At 70.0% G+C, this 15,997-nt stretch carries 17 protein-coding genes and 1 pseudogene; 11 read left to right on the forward strand and 7 right to left on the reverse strand.

The genetic code is table 11. The features are described 5' to 3' along the window. Positions 1-167 precede the first annotated feature (167 nt). Entirely contained in the window at positions 168-1,199 is a 1,032-nt protein-coding gene (locus ACFPIH_RS37945; RefSeq protein WP_381184254.1) for a LacI family DNA-binding transcriptional regulator, read from the forward strand. Between the two features lie 80 nt (positions 1,200-1,279). On the opposite strand, the gene ACFPIH_RS37950 is transcribed toward ACFPIH_RS37945, so the two are convergent. Beyond that, entirely contained in the window at positions 1,280-1,873 is a 594-nt protein-coding gene (locus ACFPIH_RS37950) for an NADPH-dependent FMN reductase (protein ID WP_381184251.1), read from the reverse strand. Between the two features lie 366 nt (positions 1,874-2,239). Between ACFPIH_RS37950 and eno the strand changes: the two genes are divergently transcribed. The 7 genes from eno to ACFPIH_RS37985 are packed head-to-tail and all read left to right on the forward strand — an operon-like array spanning position 2,240 to position 8,218. Beyond that, positions 2,240-3,550, forward strand: coding sequence for a phosphopyruvate hydratase (gene eno / locus ACFPIH_RS37955; protein ID WP_381184248.1), 1,311 nt, complete (start codon positions 2,240-2,242; stop codon positions 3,548-3,550). Between the two features lie 60 nt (positions 3,551-3,610). Next, positions 3,611-4,309 (forward strand): VOC family protein, encoded by a 699-nt coding sequence (locus tag ACFPIH_RS37960; protein WP_381184245.1) that lies wholly within the window; start codon positions 3,611-3,613, stop codon positions 4,307-4,309. Positions 4,310-4,354: 45 nt separating this feature from the next. Beyond that, positions 4,355-4,615: a VOC family protein gene (locus tag ACFPIH_RS37965; protein WP_381184242.1), complete on the forward strand. Its 261-nt coding sequence runs from the start codon at positions 4,355-4,357 to the stop codon at positions 4,613-4,615. A 25-nt stretch (positions 4,616-4,640) separates the two neighbouring features. After that, positions 4,641-5,207 carry a carboxymuconolactone decarboxylase family protein gene (locus tag ACFPIH_RS37970; protein ID WP_381184240.1) on the forward strand — a complete coding sequence of 189 codons (567 nt, stop codon included), beginning with the start codon at positions 4,641-4,643 and terminating at the stop codon, positions 5,205-5,207. Between the two features lie 52 nt (positions 5,208-5,259). Beyond that, a complete protein-coding gene (locus ACFPIH_RS37975) occupies positions 5,260-6,357 on the forward strand; it encodes an alcohol dehydrogenase catalytic domain-containing protein (protein ID WP_381184237.1) in 1,098 nt (365 codons plus the stop codon). Between the two features lie 26 nt (positions 6,358-6,383). Next, on the forward strand, positions 6,384-7,292 hold the full coding sequence (locus tag ACFPIH_RS37980) for a LysR substrate-binding domain-containing protein (RefSeq protein ID WP_381184234.1): 909 nt from the start codon (positions 6,384-6,386) through the stop codon (positions 7,290-7,292). 59 nt (positions 7,293-7,351) lie between these two features. After that, positions 7,352-8,218 carry a 3-hydroxybutyryl-CoA dehydrogenase gene (locus ACFPIH_RS37985; protein ID WP_381184232.1) on the forward strand — a complete coding sequence of 289 codons (867 nt, stop codon included), beginning with the start codon at positions 7,352-7,354 and terminating at the stop codon, positions 8,216-8,218. A gap of 131 nt (positions 8,219-8,349) precedes the next feature. Here the strand turns inward: ACFPIH_RS37985 and ACFPIH_RS37990 are convergent, their stop codons facing one another. Both ACFPIH_RS37990 and ACFPIH_RS37995 read right to left on the reverse strand, forming a co-directional pair. Continuing rightward, on the reverse strand, positions 8,350-8,835 hold the full coding sequence (locus ACFPIH_RS37990) for a hypothetical protein (RefSeq protein ID WP_381184229.1): 486 nt from the start codon (positions 8,833-8,835) through the stop codon (positions 8,350-8,352). 224 nt (positions 8,836-9,059) lie between these two features. Further along, complete coding sequence (locus ACFPIH_RS37995; RefSeq protein ID WP_381184226.1) at positions 9,060-9,323, reverse strand: hypothetical protein; 264 nt, start codon at positions 9,321-9,323, stop codon at positions 9,060-9,062. A 379-nt stretch (positions 9,324-9,702) separates the two neighbouring features. Between ACFPIH_RS37995 and ACFPIH_RS38000 the strand changes: the two genes are divergently transcribed. Both ACFPIH_RS38000 and ACFPIH_RS38005 read left to right on the forward strand, forming a co-directional pair. Beyond that, complete coding sequence (locus tag ACFPIH_RS38000) at positions 9,703-10,197, forward strand: MarR family winged helix-turn-helix transcriptional regulator (protein ID WP_381184224.1); 495 nt, start codon at positions 9,703-9,705, stop codon at positions 10,195-10,197. A 75-nt stretch (positions 10,198-10,272) separates the two neighbouring features. Beyond that, positions 10,273-10,383: pseudogene (locus ACFPIH_RS38005) on the forward strand (MBL fold metallo-hydrolase); the annotation flags it as partial. Between the two features lie 74 nt (positions 10,384-10,457). On the opposite strand, the gene ACFPIH_RS38010 reads toward ACFPIH_RS38005, so the two are convergent. Continuing rightward, positions 10,458-11,123, reverse strand: coding sequence for an SDR family NAD(P)-dependent oxidoreductase (locus ACFPIH_RS38010; protein ID WP_381184221.1), 666 nt, complete (start codon positions 11,121-11,123; stop codon positions 10,458-10,460). Positions 11,124-11,218: 95 nt separating this feature from the next. Further along, the gene (locus tag ACFPIH_RS38015; RefSeq protein ID WP_381184218.1) at positions 11,219-11,812 is read right to left on the reverse strand and encodes a TetR/AcrR family transcriptional regulator; all 594 of its coding nucleotides are present in this window, start codon (positions 11,810-11,812) and stop codon (positions 11,219-11,221) included. Positions 11,813-11,922: 110 nt separating this feature from the next. Between ACFPIH_RS38015 and ACFPIH_RS38020 the strand changes: the two genes are divergently transcribed. Next, a complete protein-coding gene (locus ACFPIH_RS38020; protein WP_381184216.1) occupies positions 11,923-12,933 on the forward strand; it encodes an NADP-dependent oxidoreductase in 1,011 nt (336 codons plus the stop codon). Positions 12,934-12,973: 40 nt separating this feature from the next. Here ACFPIH_RS38020 and ACFPIH_RS38025 read toward each other — a convergent pair whose 3' ends face one another. Then, positions 12,974-14,491, reverse strand: a complete 1,518-nt coding sequence (locus tag ACFPIH_RS38025; protein ID WP_381184214.1) for a glycoside hydrolase family 43 protein — start codon at positions 14,489-14,491, stop codon at positions 12,974-12,976. Between the two features lie 28 nt (positions 14,492-14,519). After that, on the reverse strand, positions 14,520-15,968 hold the full coding sequence (locus ACFPIH_RS38030; protein ID WP_381184211.1) for a cellulose-binding protein: 1,449 nt from the start codon (positions 15,966-15,968) through the stop codon (positions 14,520-14,522). Positions 15,969-15,997: the final 29 nt, after the last annotated feature.

The raw sequence follows: 15,997 nt of genomic DNA on the forward strand, positions 1-15,997 counted from the left end.
GGCAGCCGCGGGCGGCTGCACGGCCCATCCAGCAGTGCTAACGTTAGCACAATGGTGATGATCAACCCGGTGCCCACACTTCTCCGACCACGGAGCGCGACGGGAATGCTATCGTTGGCATACAGAAAGTGACGGCACGGGATCAGTCAGCTCGAGGGGGCCCTTACGTGATCACGACCAGGGACATCGCCGAACGCCTGGGAATCTCCGTCTCGACGGTCGGCCGGGCGCTCTCCGACGATCCCCGCATCAGCGAGGAGACCAAGTTCCGGGTCCGCCAGGCCGCTTCCGAGATGGGTTACGTCGGCAACCGCGCGGCCCGGATGATGCGCGGAGCGTCCAGCAACGTGGTCGCGCTGGTCATCCCGGACATCCGCAACAGCTTCTACTCGACGATCGCGCACGAGTTGTCCACGAACATGGAGGCCGAGGGCTTCCAGCTGATGCTCTCGGAGACCGACGACGACCGGATGGTGGAGCTGCGCCATCTGCGGGAGCTGTCCGCCAACCGCGTGGCCGGCGTCATCATCGTGCCCACCGCACGCCCCCACGCCGAGTCGGTCAAGCTGCTCAAGGCGGTCCCGCACCTCCAGCTGCTGCGCCGCCACCCGTCGCTCGGCTCCCAGTGGTTCGGTGTCGACGACCACGAGGCTCTGCGCCGGGCCACGGCACATCTGGTGTCACTGGGCCACACCCGCGTCGCCTATCTGGGCGGCCCCGAGGAACTGCCCACGGGCGCGGAGCGTCTGCGCGGCTTCCGCAGCGCCCTGAGCGAAGGCGGCCTGCCGGACGACGCGGGGCGTACGGAGCTGGGCCCGCCGTCGTCCGTGGACCACGGGCGCCAGGCGGTGCGCCGGCTGCTGAAGGGTCCGGACGCGCCCACCGCCCTCGTACTGGGATCGATCCAGCTCACCCTGGGGGTCCTGGAGGAGTTGTCCGCACAGCGGGTGAAGGTGCCCGGGGAACTGTCCGTGGTCGGATTCGGGGACGAGCCGGGGTTCTCCTGGTGGGGTCCCGGACTCACCACGATCGGTCTGCCGATCCAGGAGATGGCCACCGGCTGCGCGCTGTGGCTGATGCGCCGGCTCAAGACCAAGCCGGTCAACGACGGCCCGTACACGTCGGTCTCCCCCGGCTCACTGGTCCTGCGCGGCAGCACGGCGCCCCCTGACGGAAGGACGGTGTCCAGGTCCGTCTGAGCGGGGAACCCCACCCGCCCGCAGACGTGAAGGCGCCCGGAGCGATGGGCTCCGGGCGCCTTCACGTCTGCGGCGCCGGGTCAGTGTGTTCCGCTGCGCAGCCGGCGCATCACGCGGGCGGTGCGCGCGAGTTCGTCGAGCATCTGCTCGGCGGCGGCCTCGTGTATCTTGCCGGGCCGGAATTCGCCGTCCCCGACGAGTTCGTTGACGAACGGGATGCTCACGGTCGGACCGATCGGCAGCATCCTGAGGTTCGCCACGACCTGCTTGCCCATCTGCACCGCCCGGGTGCCCGCCGAGACGCCTCCGTAGCTGACGAACCCGGCCGGCTTGTGCTGCCACTCCACGACGAGGTAGTCCCACGCGTTCTTCAACGGGGCGGGGAAGGCGCCGTTGTACTCCGGGGTGACGAAGACGAACGCGTCCGACGCGTCGACGATCCGGCTCCATTCGCGGGTGTGGCTCCTCGTGTACTGCCGCAGGGCGGGCGGATGCGGCTCGTCGTAGAAGGGGAGCGCGAGTTCGTACAGGTCGACGGTGTGTGACTCGAACTGGTCGCACTCCGCGGCCCGGAGGGTGAACCAGTCCGCGACGGACCGGCCCACACGTCCGGGGCGAGTGCTGGCCACAACGGTGGTGAGGGTCATGGGCGCCGTGGAGGGCTGGGGTGTCATGCCGGGCTCGCTTTCCTGTCGGCCGGGATCCGGCCCGACGGACCCACGCCGCCTGTGCTGTCCGTCCGTCCAGGACAGCGCGGGTCCGCCGGAGTTCCTGCCGGAGCATCACGGGTTGTGCGAACGATAGCATTCACCCTCCGGCGGACCAAGGGTGCGCGAGCGAACCACGAGACCAAGGTGTCGAAGCTTCTCCCACCCCTTGACAGAGTCGTCGCCGCTTTGCACGATTGCGCTATCGATAGCACTACCGAGGCGCACATCGGCCTTCGCTGATCTCCGTTCGCTCGCGCCCGGTGCCGCCGCGCCGATTCAGGTGCGCCCCAGATGACCTCGACCGTCCGAACTCCGAAAGGTTGCACCGCCATGTCAGACGCGCGGATCGCCAGACTCCACGGCCGCAGGGTGTGGGACTCACGCGGTCGGCCGACCGTCGAGGTCGAGGTCCACCTCGCGGACGGCGCGATCGGACGGGCCATCGCCCCGGCGGGCGCTTCGACGGGCCAGGGCGAGGCGCTCGACCTGCGCGACGGCGGCAGCCGCTTCGGCGGGCTCGACGTCCGGCGCGCGGTGGGCTCGGTGAACCACGAGATCGCCCCCGCCCTCCTGGGCCTCGACACGACCGACCAGGAAGCCGTCGACCGGCTGCTGGTGGACCTCGACGGCACCCCCGACCGCAGCCGTCTCGGCGGCAACGCGATCGTGGCCACGTCCATGGCGACGCTGCACGCCACCGCCGCGTCGGCGGGTGTACCCCTCTGGCAGCACCTGGCGGGCGGACGACCGGTCCGCATCCCACTGCCGGAGATCCAGATCTTCGGCGGTGGCGCCCACGCGGACCGCCGCGTCGACGTCCAGGACTTCATGGTGATGTGCCCCGCGGCACGGAGCTTCTCCGAGGCCCTGGACTGGACGGCGGAGATCTACCGGGCCGCCGGCACTCTGATGCGGAAGGCGGGCAAGGCGCAGGGGGTCGCCGACGAAGGCGGCTTCTGGCCGGCGTTCGACTCCAACGAGGAGGCGCTGGAGATGCTGACCCGGGCGATCGAGAACGCGGGCTTCGCACCCTCGACCCAGGTCGGCATCTCACTGGACGTCGCGGCCTCGCAGTTCGGCAGCGGCGGCCAGTACACGCTGGCCCTGGACAACCGCACGCTGGACACCGGCGCGCTGATCGACATGCTGGGCAGCTGGATCGAGCGGTATCCGATTCTGTCCGTCGAGGACCCGGTGGGCGAGGACGACCACGACGGCATGGTGGAGTTCACCCGCCGCCACGGCCACCACTGCCAGGTGATCGGCGACGACTACCTGGTCACGAACGCCAAGCGGGTCGAGGCCGCGGCGACCGGCGGAGCGGCGAACGCCGTCCTGATCAAGCCGAACCAGGCCGGTACGGTCACGGAGGCGCTCCAGGCTCTGCGGGCCGGAAAGGAAGCCGGCTTCGGCACGATCGTCTCGGCGCGTTCCGGGGAGAGCGAGGACATCACCATCGCCCATCTGAGCGTCGGCTGGGACGCCGGCCAGCTCAAGGTGGGCTCGTTCACCCGCTCCGAACGCATGGCCAAGTGGAACGAGGTTCTGCGCATCGAGGAGTCCCTCGGTGAATCCGCGGAATTCAGCGGCTGGTCCGCATTCACTTTCGCCGCGGTCACATCCTCGGCGGCCAAGCCGTAAAACGGCCTTCAGGTATTACAGTCATCGAAATCCAGAGCCGATCAGAGCACGGAGACCAGCATGCTGCCGCCCGTCAATCTGCGCCCGAGTTTCAACATCACCCGCTCCAGTCACGTGCGTCTCACGGTCGCCGATCTGGCCGAGAGCCGGAACTTCTACGTGAACGTGCTGGGCCTGGTCGTCAGCGACGAGGACGAGCGCACCTGCTACCTGCGGGGCCTGGCGGAGGCCTGCCACCACAGCCTCGTCCTGGAGCTGGACGAAGAGGGCCCCGGCAGGAGCAGGCGGATCGGCTTCCGGGTGTTCCTCGACGAGGACCTGGACCTCGCCTACGCCTGGTTCCGTGAGCGGGGCCTGCCCGCCGAGTGGGTCGACGAGCCGTACCAGGGCCGTACCCTGCACGTCAGCGACCCCATCGGCACACCGCTCGAACTGTGCGCGCACATGGAGACCCGGCCGAGGCTGCACATCGACTTCGCGTCCTACAAGGGTGCCCACGCCCAGCGGCTGGACCACTACCAGACCTTCGCGCCCGACACGTACGAGCTGTGCGCGTTCTACGGCGAGCTCGGCTTCCGCAACTCGGAGTACCTGGAGCACGGCGACAAGCTGCTGGGCGCGTTCATGTACCGCAAGGGCACCTGCCTCGACCTCGCGATCATCGAGAACTCCGGGCCCGCCCTGCACCACTTCGCCTACACCGTCTCCGAGAGCCACGACATCTTCACCGCCTGCGACTGGGCGGGTATCCAGGGCTAGGGCGACGGCGTGGAGCGGGGCCCGGGACGTCACGGTCCGGGCGGGATGCTCTTCGCCTACCTCCGCGACCCCGACGGGCACCGGGTGGAGGTCTTCAACAGCCACTACCAGACGATCGACACCGAGATCGAGCCGGTGCGCTGGGACGCGGGATCGCTGAGCACCAACGCCCGCTGGGGCCTGCCGGCGCTGGAGAAGTGGTACTTCGAGGCCTCGCCCTTCGTCGGGGTGAAGCAGATCCCGGCGGCCGAGCCGCCGAAGCCGATGACACTCGAGCGGTTCCTGCTCGAACAGTCCGCACATTGACCCTTCCGTCCCCCGAGGAGACGCCATGGCACGAGTCCCCTACCTGCGCCGCGAGGACGCGGACGAGTCGCAGAAGCCCTTGTACGACCGGCTGGAAGCCGAGCGCAAGGTGCCGACGGCGAACATCTTCCTCGCCCTCACCAACGCGCCCACCCAGCTGGACGCCTTCCTGACCTACGCCAACTCCCTGCGGGCCGCCGACCTCAGCCCCCGGCTGCGCGAACTGGCGATCCTGACCGTGGGGTACGCGACCAGGTCGGCGTACGAGGTCGCGCACCACCAGTCGCACGGGCTGGCGGCCGGCCTCACCGAGGAACAGCTCGCCGCCGTGGCCGACTTCGAGTCGTCCGACCTGTTCGACGGGACGGAGAAGGCGGTGATGCGCCTCGCCAAGGAGTCCACGCTTCAGGTGGACGTCTCGGAGGAGACATGGCGTGCCGCGGCCGGCCACCTGACGGACAAGCAGATGGTCGAACTGTCTTTGTCCATAGCCTGGTACAACTCCGGCGTCCGCATCATGGGGCTGCTGGGCATCGACCTCGAAAACAATTATCCGAACCCTTTCCCGGAGTCGCAGGAACAGGTGCCGTAAAGGCCCGTTCCTCAGTGAGCCGTGATTTTCTAGGAGTATTTCAATGGCGAAAATGCTCGCTGCACGACTGCATGCGCTCGGGGAGCCGATGTCGATCGACTCGATCGACGTGCCCGTCCCGAGACCGACCGATGTGCTGGTGCGGGTCAAAGCGTGCGGGATCGTGCCGAACATGGCCAATGTCATCAACAACTGGCCGACCTGGTTCCCGCACCAGCCGTTGCCCAAGTTCCCCGCCATCTTCGGCCTGGACGCCGCCGGAGTGGTCGAACAGGTCGGCGAGGCGGTGCTGCACACCAGGCCGGGCGACCGGGTGTACGTCAACCCCCTCCGCTCCTGCGGAAGTTGCCAGGTGTGCCGGGGCGGCGACCTGAGCCGGTGCCGCTACTTCACCCTGAACGGCTACTTCAGCACCTCCCGTGACGGGCAGCGGATCTTCGACCTCTACCCCTACGGCGGTTTCGCGGAGTACATGACCGCCCCGCAGTACTCGATCGTCAACATCCCGGACAACATGACGTTCGAACAGGCCGGCAAGCTGGGCTACATCGGCACCTCCTACGGTGCCCTCAAGAACGCCGCCGCAAGCCCCGGCCAGGTCGCGCTCATCGACGGGATCACGGGAACCCTCGGTGTCGCGTCGACCGTGCTCGCACTGGCCTCCGGAGCCTCCCGGATCCTCGGAACCGGCCGCAACGAGGAACTCCTCAAGCGTGTCAAGGAACTGGATCCGGAACGCGTCGAGGTCTTCCGCCTTGGCGACGGCTCCACCGGCGAGTGGGCGAAGTCCCGCACCGGCGGCGAGGGCGCGGACTACGTGATCAGCGCCCTCGGCGCCAAGGCGCCGGTGGAGACGATGCTCGACTCCCTGCAGGGCGTCCGGCGGGGCGGCAGGGTGGTCAACGTCGGTGGTGTGGCCGACCGGCTGCCCGTGGACGTGAAGTGGCTCATGGACGAACAGGTCCAGCTGATCGGCTCCAACTGGTTCAGCACCTCGCAGGGGCAGGAACTCGCCGACATGGTGGCCACGGGCGCCCTGGATCTGTCCTACCTGCAGGCCAAGCCGTTCCCTCTCGCCAGGGTCAACGAAGCGATCTCGGGTCTCGACGACCGCGACGGCGGTTTCAGCAACTACGTCGTCATCCCCTGACCCCCTCACCCAGGACGGAGGACCCGGTGGAACTGCGCTGGCTGGAATCGTTCGTCGTCGTCGCGGAGGAACTGCACTTCGCACGCGCGGCCGACCGGCTGCATCTGGCTCCTTCGGCACTCAGCGCCCAGGTCAGGGCCCTGGAGTCACACCTGGGAGTCCGGCTGATCGACCGCGGACGACGCACCCGCCCGGCGCTCACCGGCGCCGGGCGGCTGTTCCTCGAAGAGGCACGGCTGACCCTCGCGCAGGCCGCCCGGGCGCAGGCGGTCGGCCGGCGTGCCGGCCGCGGGGAGCTGGGGCACGCCGAGATCGCCTACGTGGCCTCCGCCGCCTTCTCCGGTGTGCTGACCGACGTCCTCACCCGGTGCGCGGCCCTCGGCACCCATCTCACCGTGCAGGTACGCGAGTTGGAGACACCGGCCCAGCTGGAGGCGCTGTCCTGCGGGGACGTCGACGTCGGCTTCCTGCGCTGGCGGCCGGAGTACCCGGCCGGCGTCACGGCCACCTGTCTGCTCACCGAGGAGGTCGTCCTGGCACTGCCGGACGGCGCGCCGCTGGCGGCCCACGAGGCGGTGCCGGCGGCGGAGCTGCGCCACGAGAAGTTCGTGGCCCCGCACTTCGACGAGGAGTACGGCTGCCGCGACCAGATCCTGGAGGTGGCCGGACGAGGGGGCTTCAGCCCGCGGTGTGCGCCTCCCGTACGGGACTTCATCGCCGCTCTCACCCTGGTGGGCGGCGGTCTCGCCGTGGCACTCGTGCCGGCCTCGCTGCGCCGCGTACGGATACCGGGTGTCGCCTACCGCCCGCTGGCGGACGTACCCCTGACCACCCGGCTGGTGGGCGCGTACCGCACGGGCGAGACCTCGCCCGCGGTGCGCGGCGTGATCCGTCGGCTGCGGGAGGCGGCTGCCGCCCCGGCCGTCGCCGGCTGAGCTGACGCCACACGCGCACCACGCGCACGCACACGCAGAACACCGTCCTGGAGGGACACATGACATCGATCAAGCACGTGGGAGTCGTCGGCGCCGGGCAGATGGGCCGGGGGATCACCGAGGTCTGCGCCCGGGCCGGGCTGCGCGTCACGCTGTGCGACGTGACCGAGGACAGGGCCCGTGCCGGACTGTCGGGCGTGGCGGACTCCCTGCTCAAGGCGGAGAAGCGCGGAACGATCGGCCCGGAGGACCGCGCGCATGCGCTGGCCGGGGTCTCGGTCACCGCTGACCTCTCCCGTCTGGCCGGTGCGGACCTGGTCATCGAGGCCGCCGTCGAGGACGAGCCGGCCAAGACCGCGCTGTTCCGGCGGCTGGACGAGGTGGTCGCCGACCCGGCCGCCGTACTGGCCAGCAACACCTCCTCGATCCCCATCGCCCGGCTCGCCGCCGCGACCCGAAGGCCGGAGGCGGTGATCGGGCTGCACTTCTTCAACCCGGTCCCCGTCATGCCGCTGGTCGAGGTGACGCCCGCACTGCAGACCTCGAAGGCCACGGAACTGCGCGTGCGTGCCTTCGTGGGCGAGGTCCTGGGCAAGAAGACGGTCGTGGCACAGGACCGCGCGGGCTTCGTCGTCAACTCCCTGCTGGTTCCCTACCTGTTGGCGGCGGTACGGATGGTCGGCTCCGGCACGGCGACGGCGGAGGACATCGACACGGGGATGACGGCCGGCTGCGCCCACCCGATGGGCCCGCTGCGCCTCGCCGACCTGATCGGCCTGGACACCGTGGCGGCGATCGGCGAGGCGCTGTACGAGGAGTACCGCGAACCCCTGTACGCCCCTCCCCCGTTGCTGCGCCGCATGGTCGAGTCGGGCCTGCTGGGACGTAAGTCGGGCCAAGGGTTCTTCAGTTACCGCGCCGCCTGACGGGGCGGCACTCCCGTGCGATGGCGGGAGACCGGACTGGCCGGACACGACCACGCAACCGTGCCACAGGTGCGGCCGGAGGAGACCTGGCCCGGCGGCTCCCCGCCGAGTGAGGTCCAGGCCCGGGCCGCTCATGTCTCGTCGGTGAAGACCTCCGGCCACGCCGCGCCGTTGCCCGCGCGGCCCGCCCAGGACGCCGTACCCCGCAGAGCCGACATGAGCGCGGGCGGTGTCCCGGGGTCGCGCATGAGGGCGTACAGCTCCGGCGAGATGTCTCCCAGGCTCTGCGCGGCGACCTCCATCAGCTGCTTGCCGAAGGCGATGTCCCGGCGGGCGAAGTCGAGGATGGTGTCGGTGAGCCGCGTCCGGTCCTCCAGACTGATGACGCGGAGGTACGGGCGCCAGTCGTTGGCGAGTCCCTCGCGCCAGCCCTTGCCCGGCGGCTGGACCCCGTCGGTGAAGTCGAGGACACTGATCAGCAGTCCGCGCGCCGCCCGGTGGTGCCCCTCGGCGGCCAGCCGGCGGCAGAGGTGCGGCAGGTGTGGGTCACGAACACGTCCCGCAGATGGACGACCGCCCGGTCCGGGTCGTCCAGCAGGGGTACGACGGCCTCCCACGCGCGTACGGTCCGCCGGTCGGCGAGCGTGACCCTGCGCAGTGCGGCACGCACCTCGTCCTTCAAGGGGCGGGCGGCATCGCGCGGTGCGGGCCCGTTCGCGGGCTTGCGGGTCTGCCCCGCCTCCCGCACCGCGGCCTCGTGCTTCCTGGTGAGTTCGCCGGCGTCGGCGTACGGCGAAGGGCAGGTGGCCGGGCCGCAGCCCACCCGGTCGCGCACGATCTCCTACCACTCGGCCTTGCTCAACCTGCCGCCCAGCCAGGCCGACACGGAGGACGGGCCGACGCCGATCCACTGCGCGACCGCGGCGTTGCGCGGTTGCCGCCCCGTCTCCGGGTCCCCGTGGTCGGCGCCCCAGTGCGCAAGCGCCTGCCACAGCCAGGCGGCCTGCGGGCGCGAACCCGTGTCGTACGTCGTCCCGATGCCCGCCCAGTCGGTCCTGCGACCGCGACCCGTCGGAGCCGGACGCGCGCTCTGCGATTTCTTCACCACTCTCCCCCGGTGTACGGCGCTGAAGAATTCCCCCATCGTGCCAGGCCCCGGCGTCCGGGAAAGGCGGTTCGTCCGTTGCGCGCACGCCGGGCGGGGCGAACAAATCCCGTGTCGCGGTGAGTTGGTCCTGCCGGTCACCGACCGGGCCCTCTCCACCGCCCGCGGGGCCACCCCGCAGGAGCGGGCGCTGATCCTCACCGCGCTCAACGTGTCGCCCCGGCCGTCCTTGCGCTCCCGAGTCCGACGCCTGCTGCGCCGGCCTTGAGGAGGTCGGTCACGGCCGGAGCCCGCTGCGGATCAGTGGGGGCACGACCGCGTCGTACACGAGGCATGATCGGTACGGTGTGAGCGGGACGGTGAAGGGAACGGCGCGGACTTGAGCGATCAGGCGGGTATCAACACGGCGAGGGAGGCCGCCGACCACGGCCTCATCCTGGCGTTCGGACGGCTGCAAGGGGCGGCCAACCGGCTGGAGTACATCCTCGGGCGGGCGCTCGAGGAGGAGTGCGGCATCAGCCATCTCGTGTTCGAGGTGCTGCTGATCCTGGGGCGGGCGGGCGAGCCGGGGCTTCCGATGCGGGCCATCGCCCAGGAGCAGGTGCTCACCACCGGCGGGGTCACCCGGCTGGTGGACCGTATGGAGGCAGCGGGGCTCGTGACGCGCGTGGAATCGCCTGCCGACCGGCGCGGAAAGCTGGTGCGGCTCACCCCGCTGGGCGAGGAGACGACGGTCCGCGCGTCCGTGATCCATGTGGAGAACATCAAGCGGTACTTCGTGGCCCCGCTGCCCGAGGCGGACCGCGAGCGGTTCGCGGAGAATCTGCGCATCCTCAGTCACACCGCTCGGGACGTCCTTCCCCGGCTGCCCTGACCTGCGCAGCGGCGCCGGGTGTCGGTCCGCTGGTTCGGTTACGTCCAGGGCGCGAACGCCAAGATCAATGAGGTGACCGGTGCCCTCACCCTCGAAGGCCACCGCTTCGAGCTCAGGGGCGGCCCCGCGGCCCTGCCCGACCGCCACTACCTCTGGCAGGCCGAGCACCGCGCCCTTCTTAGCGGCGGCCGACGGTGCCGCGTTGGCCGAGGCGCTCGTCAAGCGTTACGCCTGACGAAGGGCACCGGGATGCCGAAGGGTCAGTCGGGCAGGGGCTCGGCGTAGTGGCGGAAGCCGTTCCGCCGGTGGTGGATGTCGTACAGGCGCTCGGCCAGGACCTCGGGGCTGCTGTGCTCGGCGTCCGGCCGGACGGCTCCCGGGATGATCAGCTGCGCGGCGTGGATGTTCTCCGGGGCGAGCGTGTCGTGGAGCATGCGGGCGTAGGCGCTCTCGGCGGCGAAGGCGATCGAGGTGCCGGCCCGGTCGGGGCGAGGGCGTACGGCGGTGCCGCCGTTGACGAACAGTAGGGTGCCCCGGCCGAGGGCACGCATGCCGGGCAGGACGGCGTTCACACAGGTGACGGGGCCTTTGACGGAGAAGGCGAGGGGGGCTTCGAGGTCGTCGGCGCTCGTGCCGAGAACCGGCTTCATGAAGTCGGCGCGGGGCGCGGGGCTGTACTGGAGGATCTCGACGGGTCCGAGGGCCTCGGCCACTGTCCGCAGGGCTGCGGTCAGGGACGCGGGGTCCAGGACGTCGGCGGCGAAGCCCCGGGCCTGGACGCCGTCACGGACCAGCTCGGCCGCGAGGCCCTCCAGGTGCTCGGCGCTGCGGGAGATCAGCGCCACGGTGTGGCCCGCGGCTCCGAACCGTCGGGCGGCGGCGAGACCGAGGCCTGGGCCGGCGCCGACGAGGGCGAAGGTCGTCATGGTGAGTCCTTGTGTGAGATGGCGGCCGGTTGTCGTCCGGGGCCGCACGGCCGACGGCAACCGGCCCTGAACGGTGTTCCGCATGCGCGACGATTTCAGCTACGGGCCCGAGGGCGGCGTTCCCCCGAGGGACCGGTGCTCGCTGGGTTTGTCAGGATCGCGCTCACGACGACATCGAGGAGATGATCGAGGCGTGGCGCGAGCGAGGGTTGATCGCCCAGCCACGCGAGCGACCCGGCCAGCGCGAACAGGTCGGTGCCGTCGATGTCGGTTCGCGCCCTGCCCTCGGCCTGAGCGCGGGCAAGGAGTCGTGTGCCGGCCGCTCGCATCGTGACGCACGAAGCGTGCAGTGCGGACTGCGGGTCCTCAATGGCAGTCACCATCAACGCCACGACGCCGCGATAGTTGTGCGCGCATGCGACGAAGTCGCGGAGCCACGACACCAGAGCGTCTTCGGGCGAGCTCGACGTCTCGAGTGTGCCTGCCGTTGCCGTCAGCTCGTCGAAGCTCGTGCGAAGCAAGGCCTCGAGCAGCGCCTCCCGTGTCGGGAAGTGACGGAGCAGCGTGGCGAGCCCTACGTCGGCTCTGCGTGCGATGTCACGCATCGACGCGTCGGCGCCTTGCTCGGTGATGACGGCGCCCGCGACTGCGAGCAGGTGGTCGTGATTCTTCCTGGCGTCGGCCCGCATCTGCCCCTCTTGACTATCCGGATCAGTGATCCATATATTCGGATCAGTGATCCGGATAACCGGATCACTGATCCGTTGAGCGTATCCCGCGACGGGAGCAGGAGGAAACGATGCCGACACACACGATGAGGGCGATCCGGCTGCATGAGCACGGCGGCCCTGAGGTGCTGCGTTACGACGAGGTACCGATTCCCGATCCGAAGCCGGGTGAGGTGCTCGTTCGCGTCCACGCGGTCGGCGTCAATCCTCCGGACTGGTACCTGCGCGACGGGCTGACCAACGTGCCTCCGGAGAAGAGGCCGAAGTTCAGCCTGCCCGTGACTCCGGGGACGGACGTGTCGGGTGTCGTCGAGGCCATCGCCGCGGATGTGGACGGCCTCTCCGTCGGTGATGAGGTCTTCGGTCTCCTCCGTTTTCCCAGCTTCGACAGCAGCGCATACGCCGAGTACGTGGCGGCGCCCGCGTCGGACCTCGCACGCAAGCCGGCCGGCATCGATCACGTGCACGCCGCCGGGGCGCCCATGGCCGGACTGACGGCGTGGCAGTTCCTGATCGAGCTCGGGCACGATCACCCGTCGCCCTTCCAGGCGGCGCGGCATCGCCCGACGGCACTCGACGCCGACACGACGGTGCTCATCAACGGCGCCGCGGGCGGCGTGGGGCACTTCGCGGCACAGCTGGCGAAATGGAAGGACGCACAGGTCGTCGCGGTGGCATCGGGCGGGCATGAAGCGTTCCTGCGCGAGCTCGGCGCCGACCGGTTCATCGACTACACCAGGAGCCGTCCCGAGGAACTCGTGCACGACGTCGACCTCGTTCTCGACACCGTCGGTGGCCGCGACAGCAGTCGCTTCCTGCGCACGCTCAAGCGCGGCGGCGCCCTGTTCCCCGTGTTCTTCGCCGAATACGACGACGAGGAGACCGCGAAACTGGGCGTCACGGTCTCGGGCACCCAGGTCCGCTCGAACGGCGCGCAGCTCGCCGAACTGGGAGACCTGCTCGACGCGGGCACGGTTCGCGTCGCGATAGACAGCACGTTTCCGCTCGCGGATGCCCGGGCGGCGCACGAACGCGCCGCCCGAGGACATATCCAGGGCAAGATCGTGCTCACGGTCGTCTGAGGAGTGGTCGGCGGAGACCGTCGTGCTCGTGTTGGCCCGGTCAGCGGTCGACCGGCTGGTACTCGAACCAGTCGAAGTGGACGGAGCCGGCGCCCGCGAGCATGCCGATCACCCGGCCGGTGAAGCCGCCGGCGACCTCGGTGGTGAGGTACCGCCCGTCCAGCGAGGCGAGTTCGACGAAGGTGCCGTCCGCCTCCTCGAAGCCGATGGTGACGGTGTCCGGGCCGGTGCGGGCGTCGTTCACCGTGTGCACGGCGGCAACCTCGATACGGAGAACCACAGGTCCGGGGGGCGTCTGCCGGGACGCGACCACCGTGTTCAGCGGACCGATGCGGGCGCTCACTCGCAGTTCACCGGGCGTGGCCACGATGTCGTAGTGATGCTGCTCGTCCAGGCGGACCGCCAGGCCACCGCCGCCGTCCGCCACGTCGGCCAGGGCTCGCACGCGGCATGACGTGTGTTGCTGCCGCCGTCCGACGAACGTCACGTCGGTGTCGTCCAGTGATCCGCCGCGGGCGTGCAGCGTGAGCCAGCCGGGCTTCTCCTTGGTGGTGCAGACCTCCGGCGGCCGGTGCCGCAACGACACCCAGTGCGGGGCCAGTTCACTCAGGTCGAAGTCCTCCCGGTCCGGCGTGCCGGCCTGGGGCCGCAGCGGCCAGGGCGGCGCGGGCATGGTGGCCGACAGTTCACCGACGACCGGCCAGTCGTCGGCCCAGTCGACCGGCACGAGAAACGTCTCCCGCCCCAGTCCGTGCCACCCCGGCGTGCCCCCGCCGGGGCGCACGCCGAGCAGCACCATCCACCATGAGCCGTCGGGCGCCTGCACCAGGTCCGCGTGGCCGGTGTTCTGGATGGGGTGGTCGGTGCCCCGGTGGGTCAGGATCGGGTTGGCCGGGCACGGCTCGAACGGGCCGGTGGGCGTACGGGCACGGGCGATCGAGACGCTGTGGCAGCGCTCGGTGCCGCCTTCGGCGATGAGCAGGTACCAGTAGTCGCCGATCCGGTAGAGGTGCGGCGCCTCCGGGGCCTTGGCGCCGGGGCTGCCGGACCAGAGCCGGCGCGACGGGCCGGAGGTCTCCCCGGTGTGGGGATCGATGCGGATCTGCCCGACGCCGGCGGTGGTGCACCAGCAGTTGCCGTCGTCGTCCCAGGCGAGGTCCGGGTCGATGCCGTGCACTCCGGTCAGCCGGACGGGATCGGACCAGGGGCCGGCCGGGTCGGTGGCCGTGAACAGCAGATTGCCGTCGCCGCTCACATTCGTGACGATCAGCCAGAAGCGGCCGTCGTGGTGGCGGAGGGTGGGTGCGTAGATCCCGCCCGAAGAAGGCGCGTCGAGCGGCAGGCGCAGTTGGCTCGGCCGGTCGAGGGCGTTGCCGATCTGTGTCCAGTGCACCAGGTCCCGGCTGTGGAAGACGGGCACTCCGGGGAAGTACTCGAAGCTGGAGCAGGCCAGGTAGTAGTCCTCACCCGCCCGGCAGACGGACGGATCGGGGTAGAAGCCCGGGATCACCGGGTTGTCGATGGTGTTGGCCTTCTCGGGCTTGCTCGACACCCTCATCGAATCCTTACGTCGTAGGTGGGTTGGTTCAGCGGTGGAGCTGGACGACCACGATCGAGTAGGCGGGTACGGTCTGGCGGGTTGCGCTGCCCGTCGTCGCGGAGCCGATCGATGTGGCGTTCTTGAGGTACGAGTACACCGTCGGGGTGGCCGAGGACGGGGTGAAGCCGCTGTAGGACAGGGTGACCGTCGCGTCGTTGGCGGGGTCCTTGTTGATGAGCATGACGCCGAGGTCGCCGTTGGTCCGTCGTACGGCGTGTGCGGAGACCAGGGAGGTCGACGCGGTGGCCCGGACCAGGGTGTCGCCCGGCGCACCCATCTTGGTGATCATCCGGGTGCCGTGGTACGGCGGGAAGGGGGTGTTCAGGGGCGGCTCGCAGGAGGCGCCGCTGGAGAGTATTCCTCCGTCGTCGTAGTCCGTGGCGCCTTCGACCGTGGTCACATGAGCGCAGTCCGTGCCGTTGTGCAGGTTCCACCAGTCGACGGTGAACGCGCCGTTCTCCATCCAGGTCAGATACTCGTCCGGCGCGAACAGACCGTTCGGGGAGGTGTTCTTGTAGGCGTTCGCGTTGACCTCCGTCACCGCGATGCCGACGTTGGGCGCGTTGCTCCCGGTGTACTGGTTGATCAGCGAGCGCAGGGTGGCGGCCATGGTCGGGATCTCGGCCTGGGGCTTGCCCAGCAGATCCGCCTGGCTGTTGCCGATCGGGTAGTGGTGCACGATGACGAAGTCGATCCTCGATCCGGCGATCGACAGGACCGTGCGGTTCCAGTCCGCCGAGTCACCGGGCCCGGTGATGCCGTCCGGCCACGCCCCCGGGGTGGTCAGCACCGCGCCGATCCTGATGGACGGGTCGACGGCCTTCATGGCCGTGGCGTACTGCACCAGGTTGGTCGCGTACGTCGTGGCGGTCTTGCTGGCGTGGTGGTCGATTTCCCAGGTCGCGCCGTAGAGGCCGTTGCCGTAGACCTCGTTGCCGATCTCCCAGTACTTGACGCCGTAGCCCTTGGTCACGTTGGCGTACCGCACCCAGGCCGCCGCTTCCCCGGGCGTACCCGAGCCGTAGTTGGCGGTGATGATCGGCTGTGCTCCGGCGGCTCGTACCGTGCCCATGAAGGTGTCGAACTCCGTTCCGGGTGCGACGTAGCCGCCCTCCACGGTGTGCGACTGCCAGTGGTAGCCGTCGGCGTAGCTGCCGCCCGGGTAGCGGACCATCCCGGTGCCGGCGTCCTTGAGCAGCCCGGGGACGGCCGTGTGGTTCATGTTGCCGTCGTAGACCGCGACGTTCATCCCGACACCGGCGGCCGGGATCTGCGCCAGCGCGCGGCCCGCCTCGACGGACACCGACGCGCTGACCGCCGTAGGAGCCGCCTGCGCCGACGGTGTGACAGCCGCACCCGAACCGGCCACGGCCAGCGACACCGCGACTGCCGGCCCGATCAGCCGGGCGCGATACCTGTGGACCAACCTCCGCATGAGCTCCTCCAAGGATGCGACCGAGGCGG

This window comes from Streptomyces vulcanius (assembly GCF_042653945.1).
Classification (GTDB): Bacteria; Actinomycetota; Actinomycetes; order Streptomycetales; family Streptomycetaceae; genus Streptomyces; species Streptomyces mangrovi.

Bases quoted from the DNA above. Each gene is read 5' to 3' on its own strand.
- ACFPIH_RS38020 (WP_381184216.1), top strand. From the start codon at position 11,923: ATGCCGACACACACGATGAGGGCGATCCGGCTGCATGAGCACGGCGGC.
- ACFPIH_RS38030 (WP_381184211.1), bottom strand. From the start codon at position 15,968: ATGCGGAGGTTGGTCCACAGGTATCGCGCCCGGCTGATCGGGCCGGCA.
- ACFPIH_RS37975 (WP_381184237.1), top strand. From the start codon at position 5,260: ATGCTCGCTGCACGACTGCATGCGCTCGGGGAGCCGATGTCGATCGAC.
- ACFPIH_RS37960 (WP_381184245.1), top strand. From the start codon at position 3,611: ATGCTGCCGCCCGTCAATCTGCGCCCGAGTTTCAACATCACCCGCTCC.
- ACFPIH_RS38015 (WP_381184218.1), bottom strand. From the start codon at position 11,812: ATGCGGGCCGACGCCAGGAAGAATCACGACCACCTGCTCGCAGTCGCG.
- ACFPIH_RS37965 (WP_381184242.1), top strand. From the start codon at position 4,355: ATGCTCTTCGCCTACCTCCGCGACCCCGACGGGCACCGGGTGGAGGTC.
- ACFPIH_RS38025 (WP_381184214.1), bottom strand. From the start codon at position 14,491: ATGAGGGTGTCGAGCAAGCCCGAGAAGGCCAACACCATCGACAACCCG.
- ACFPIH_RS37950 (WP_381184251.1), bottom strand. From the start codon at position 1,873: ATGACACCCCAGCCCTCCACGGCGCCCATGACCCTCACCACCGTTGTG.
- ACFPIH_RS37970 (WP_381184240.1), top strand. From the start codon at position 4,641: ATGGCACGAGTCCCCTACCTGCGCCGCGAGGACGCGGACGAGTCGCAG.
- ACFPIH_RS38010 (WP_381184221.1), bottom strand. From the start codon at position 11,123: ATGACGACCTTCGCCCTCGTCGGCGCCGGCCCAGGCCTCGGTCTCGCC.
- eno (WP_381184248.1), top strand. From the start codon at position 2,240: ATGTCAGACGCGCGGATCGCCAGACTCCACGGCCGCAGGGTGTGGGAC.
- ACFPIH_RS37985 (WP_381184232.1), top strand. From the start codon at position 7,352: ATGACATCGATCAAGCACGTGGGAGTCGTCGGCGCCGGGCAGATGGGC.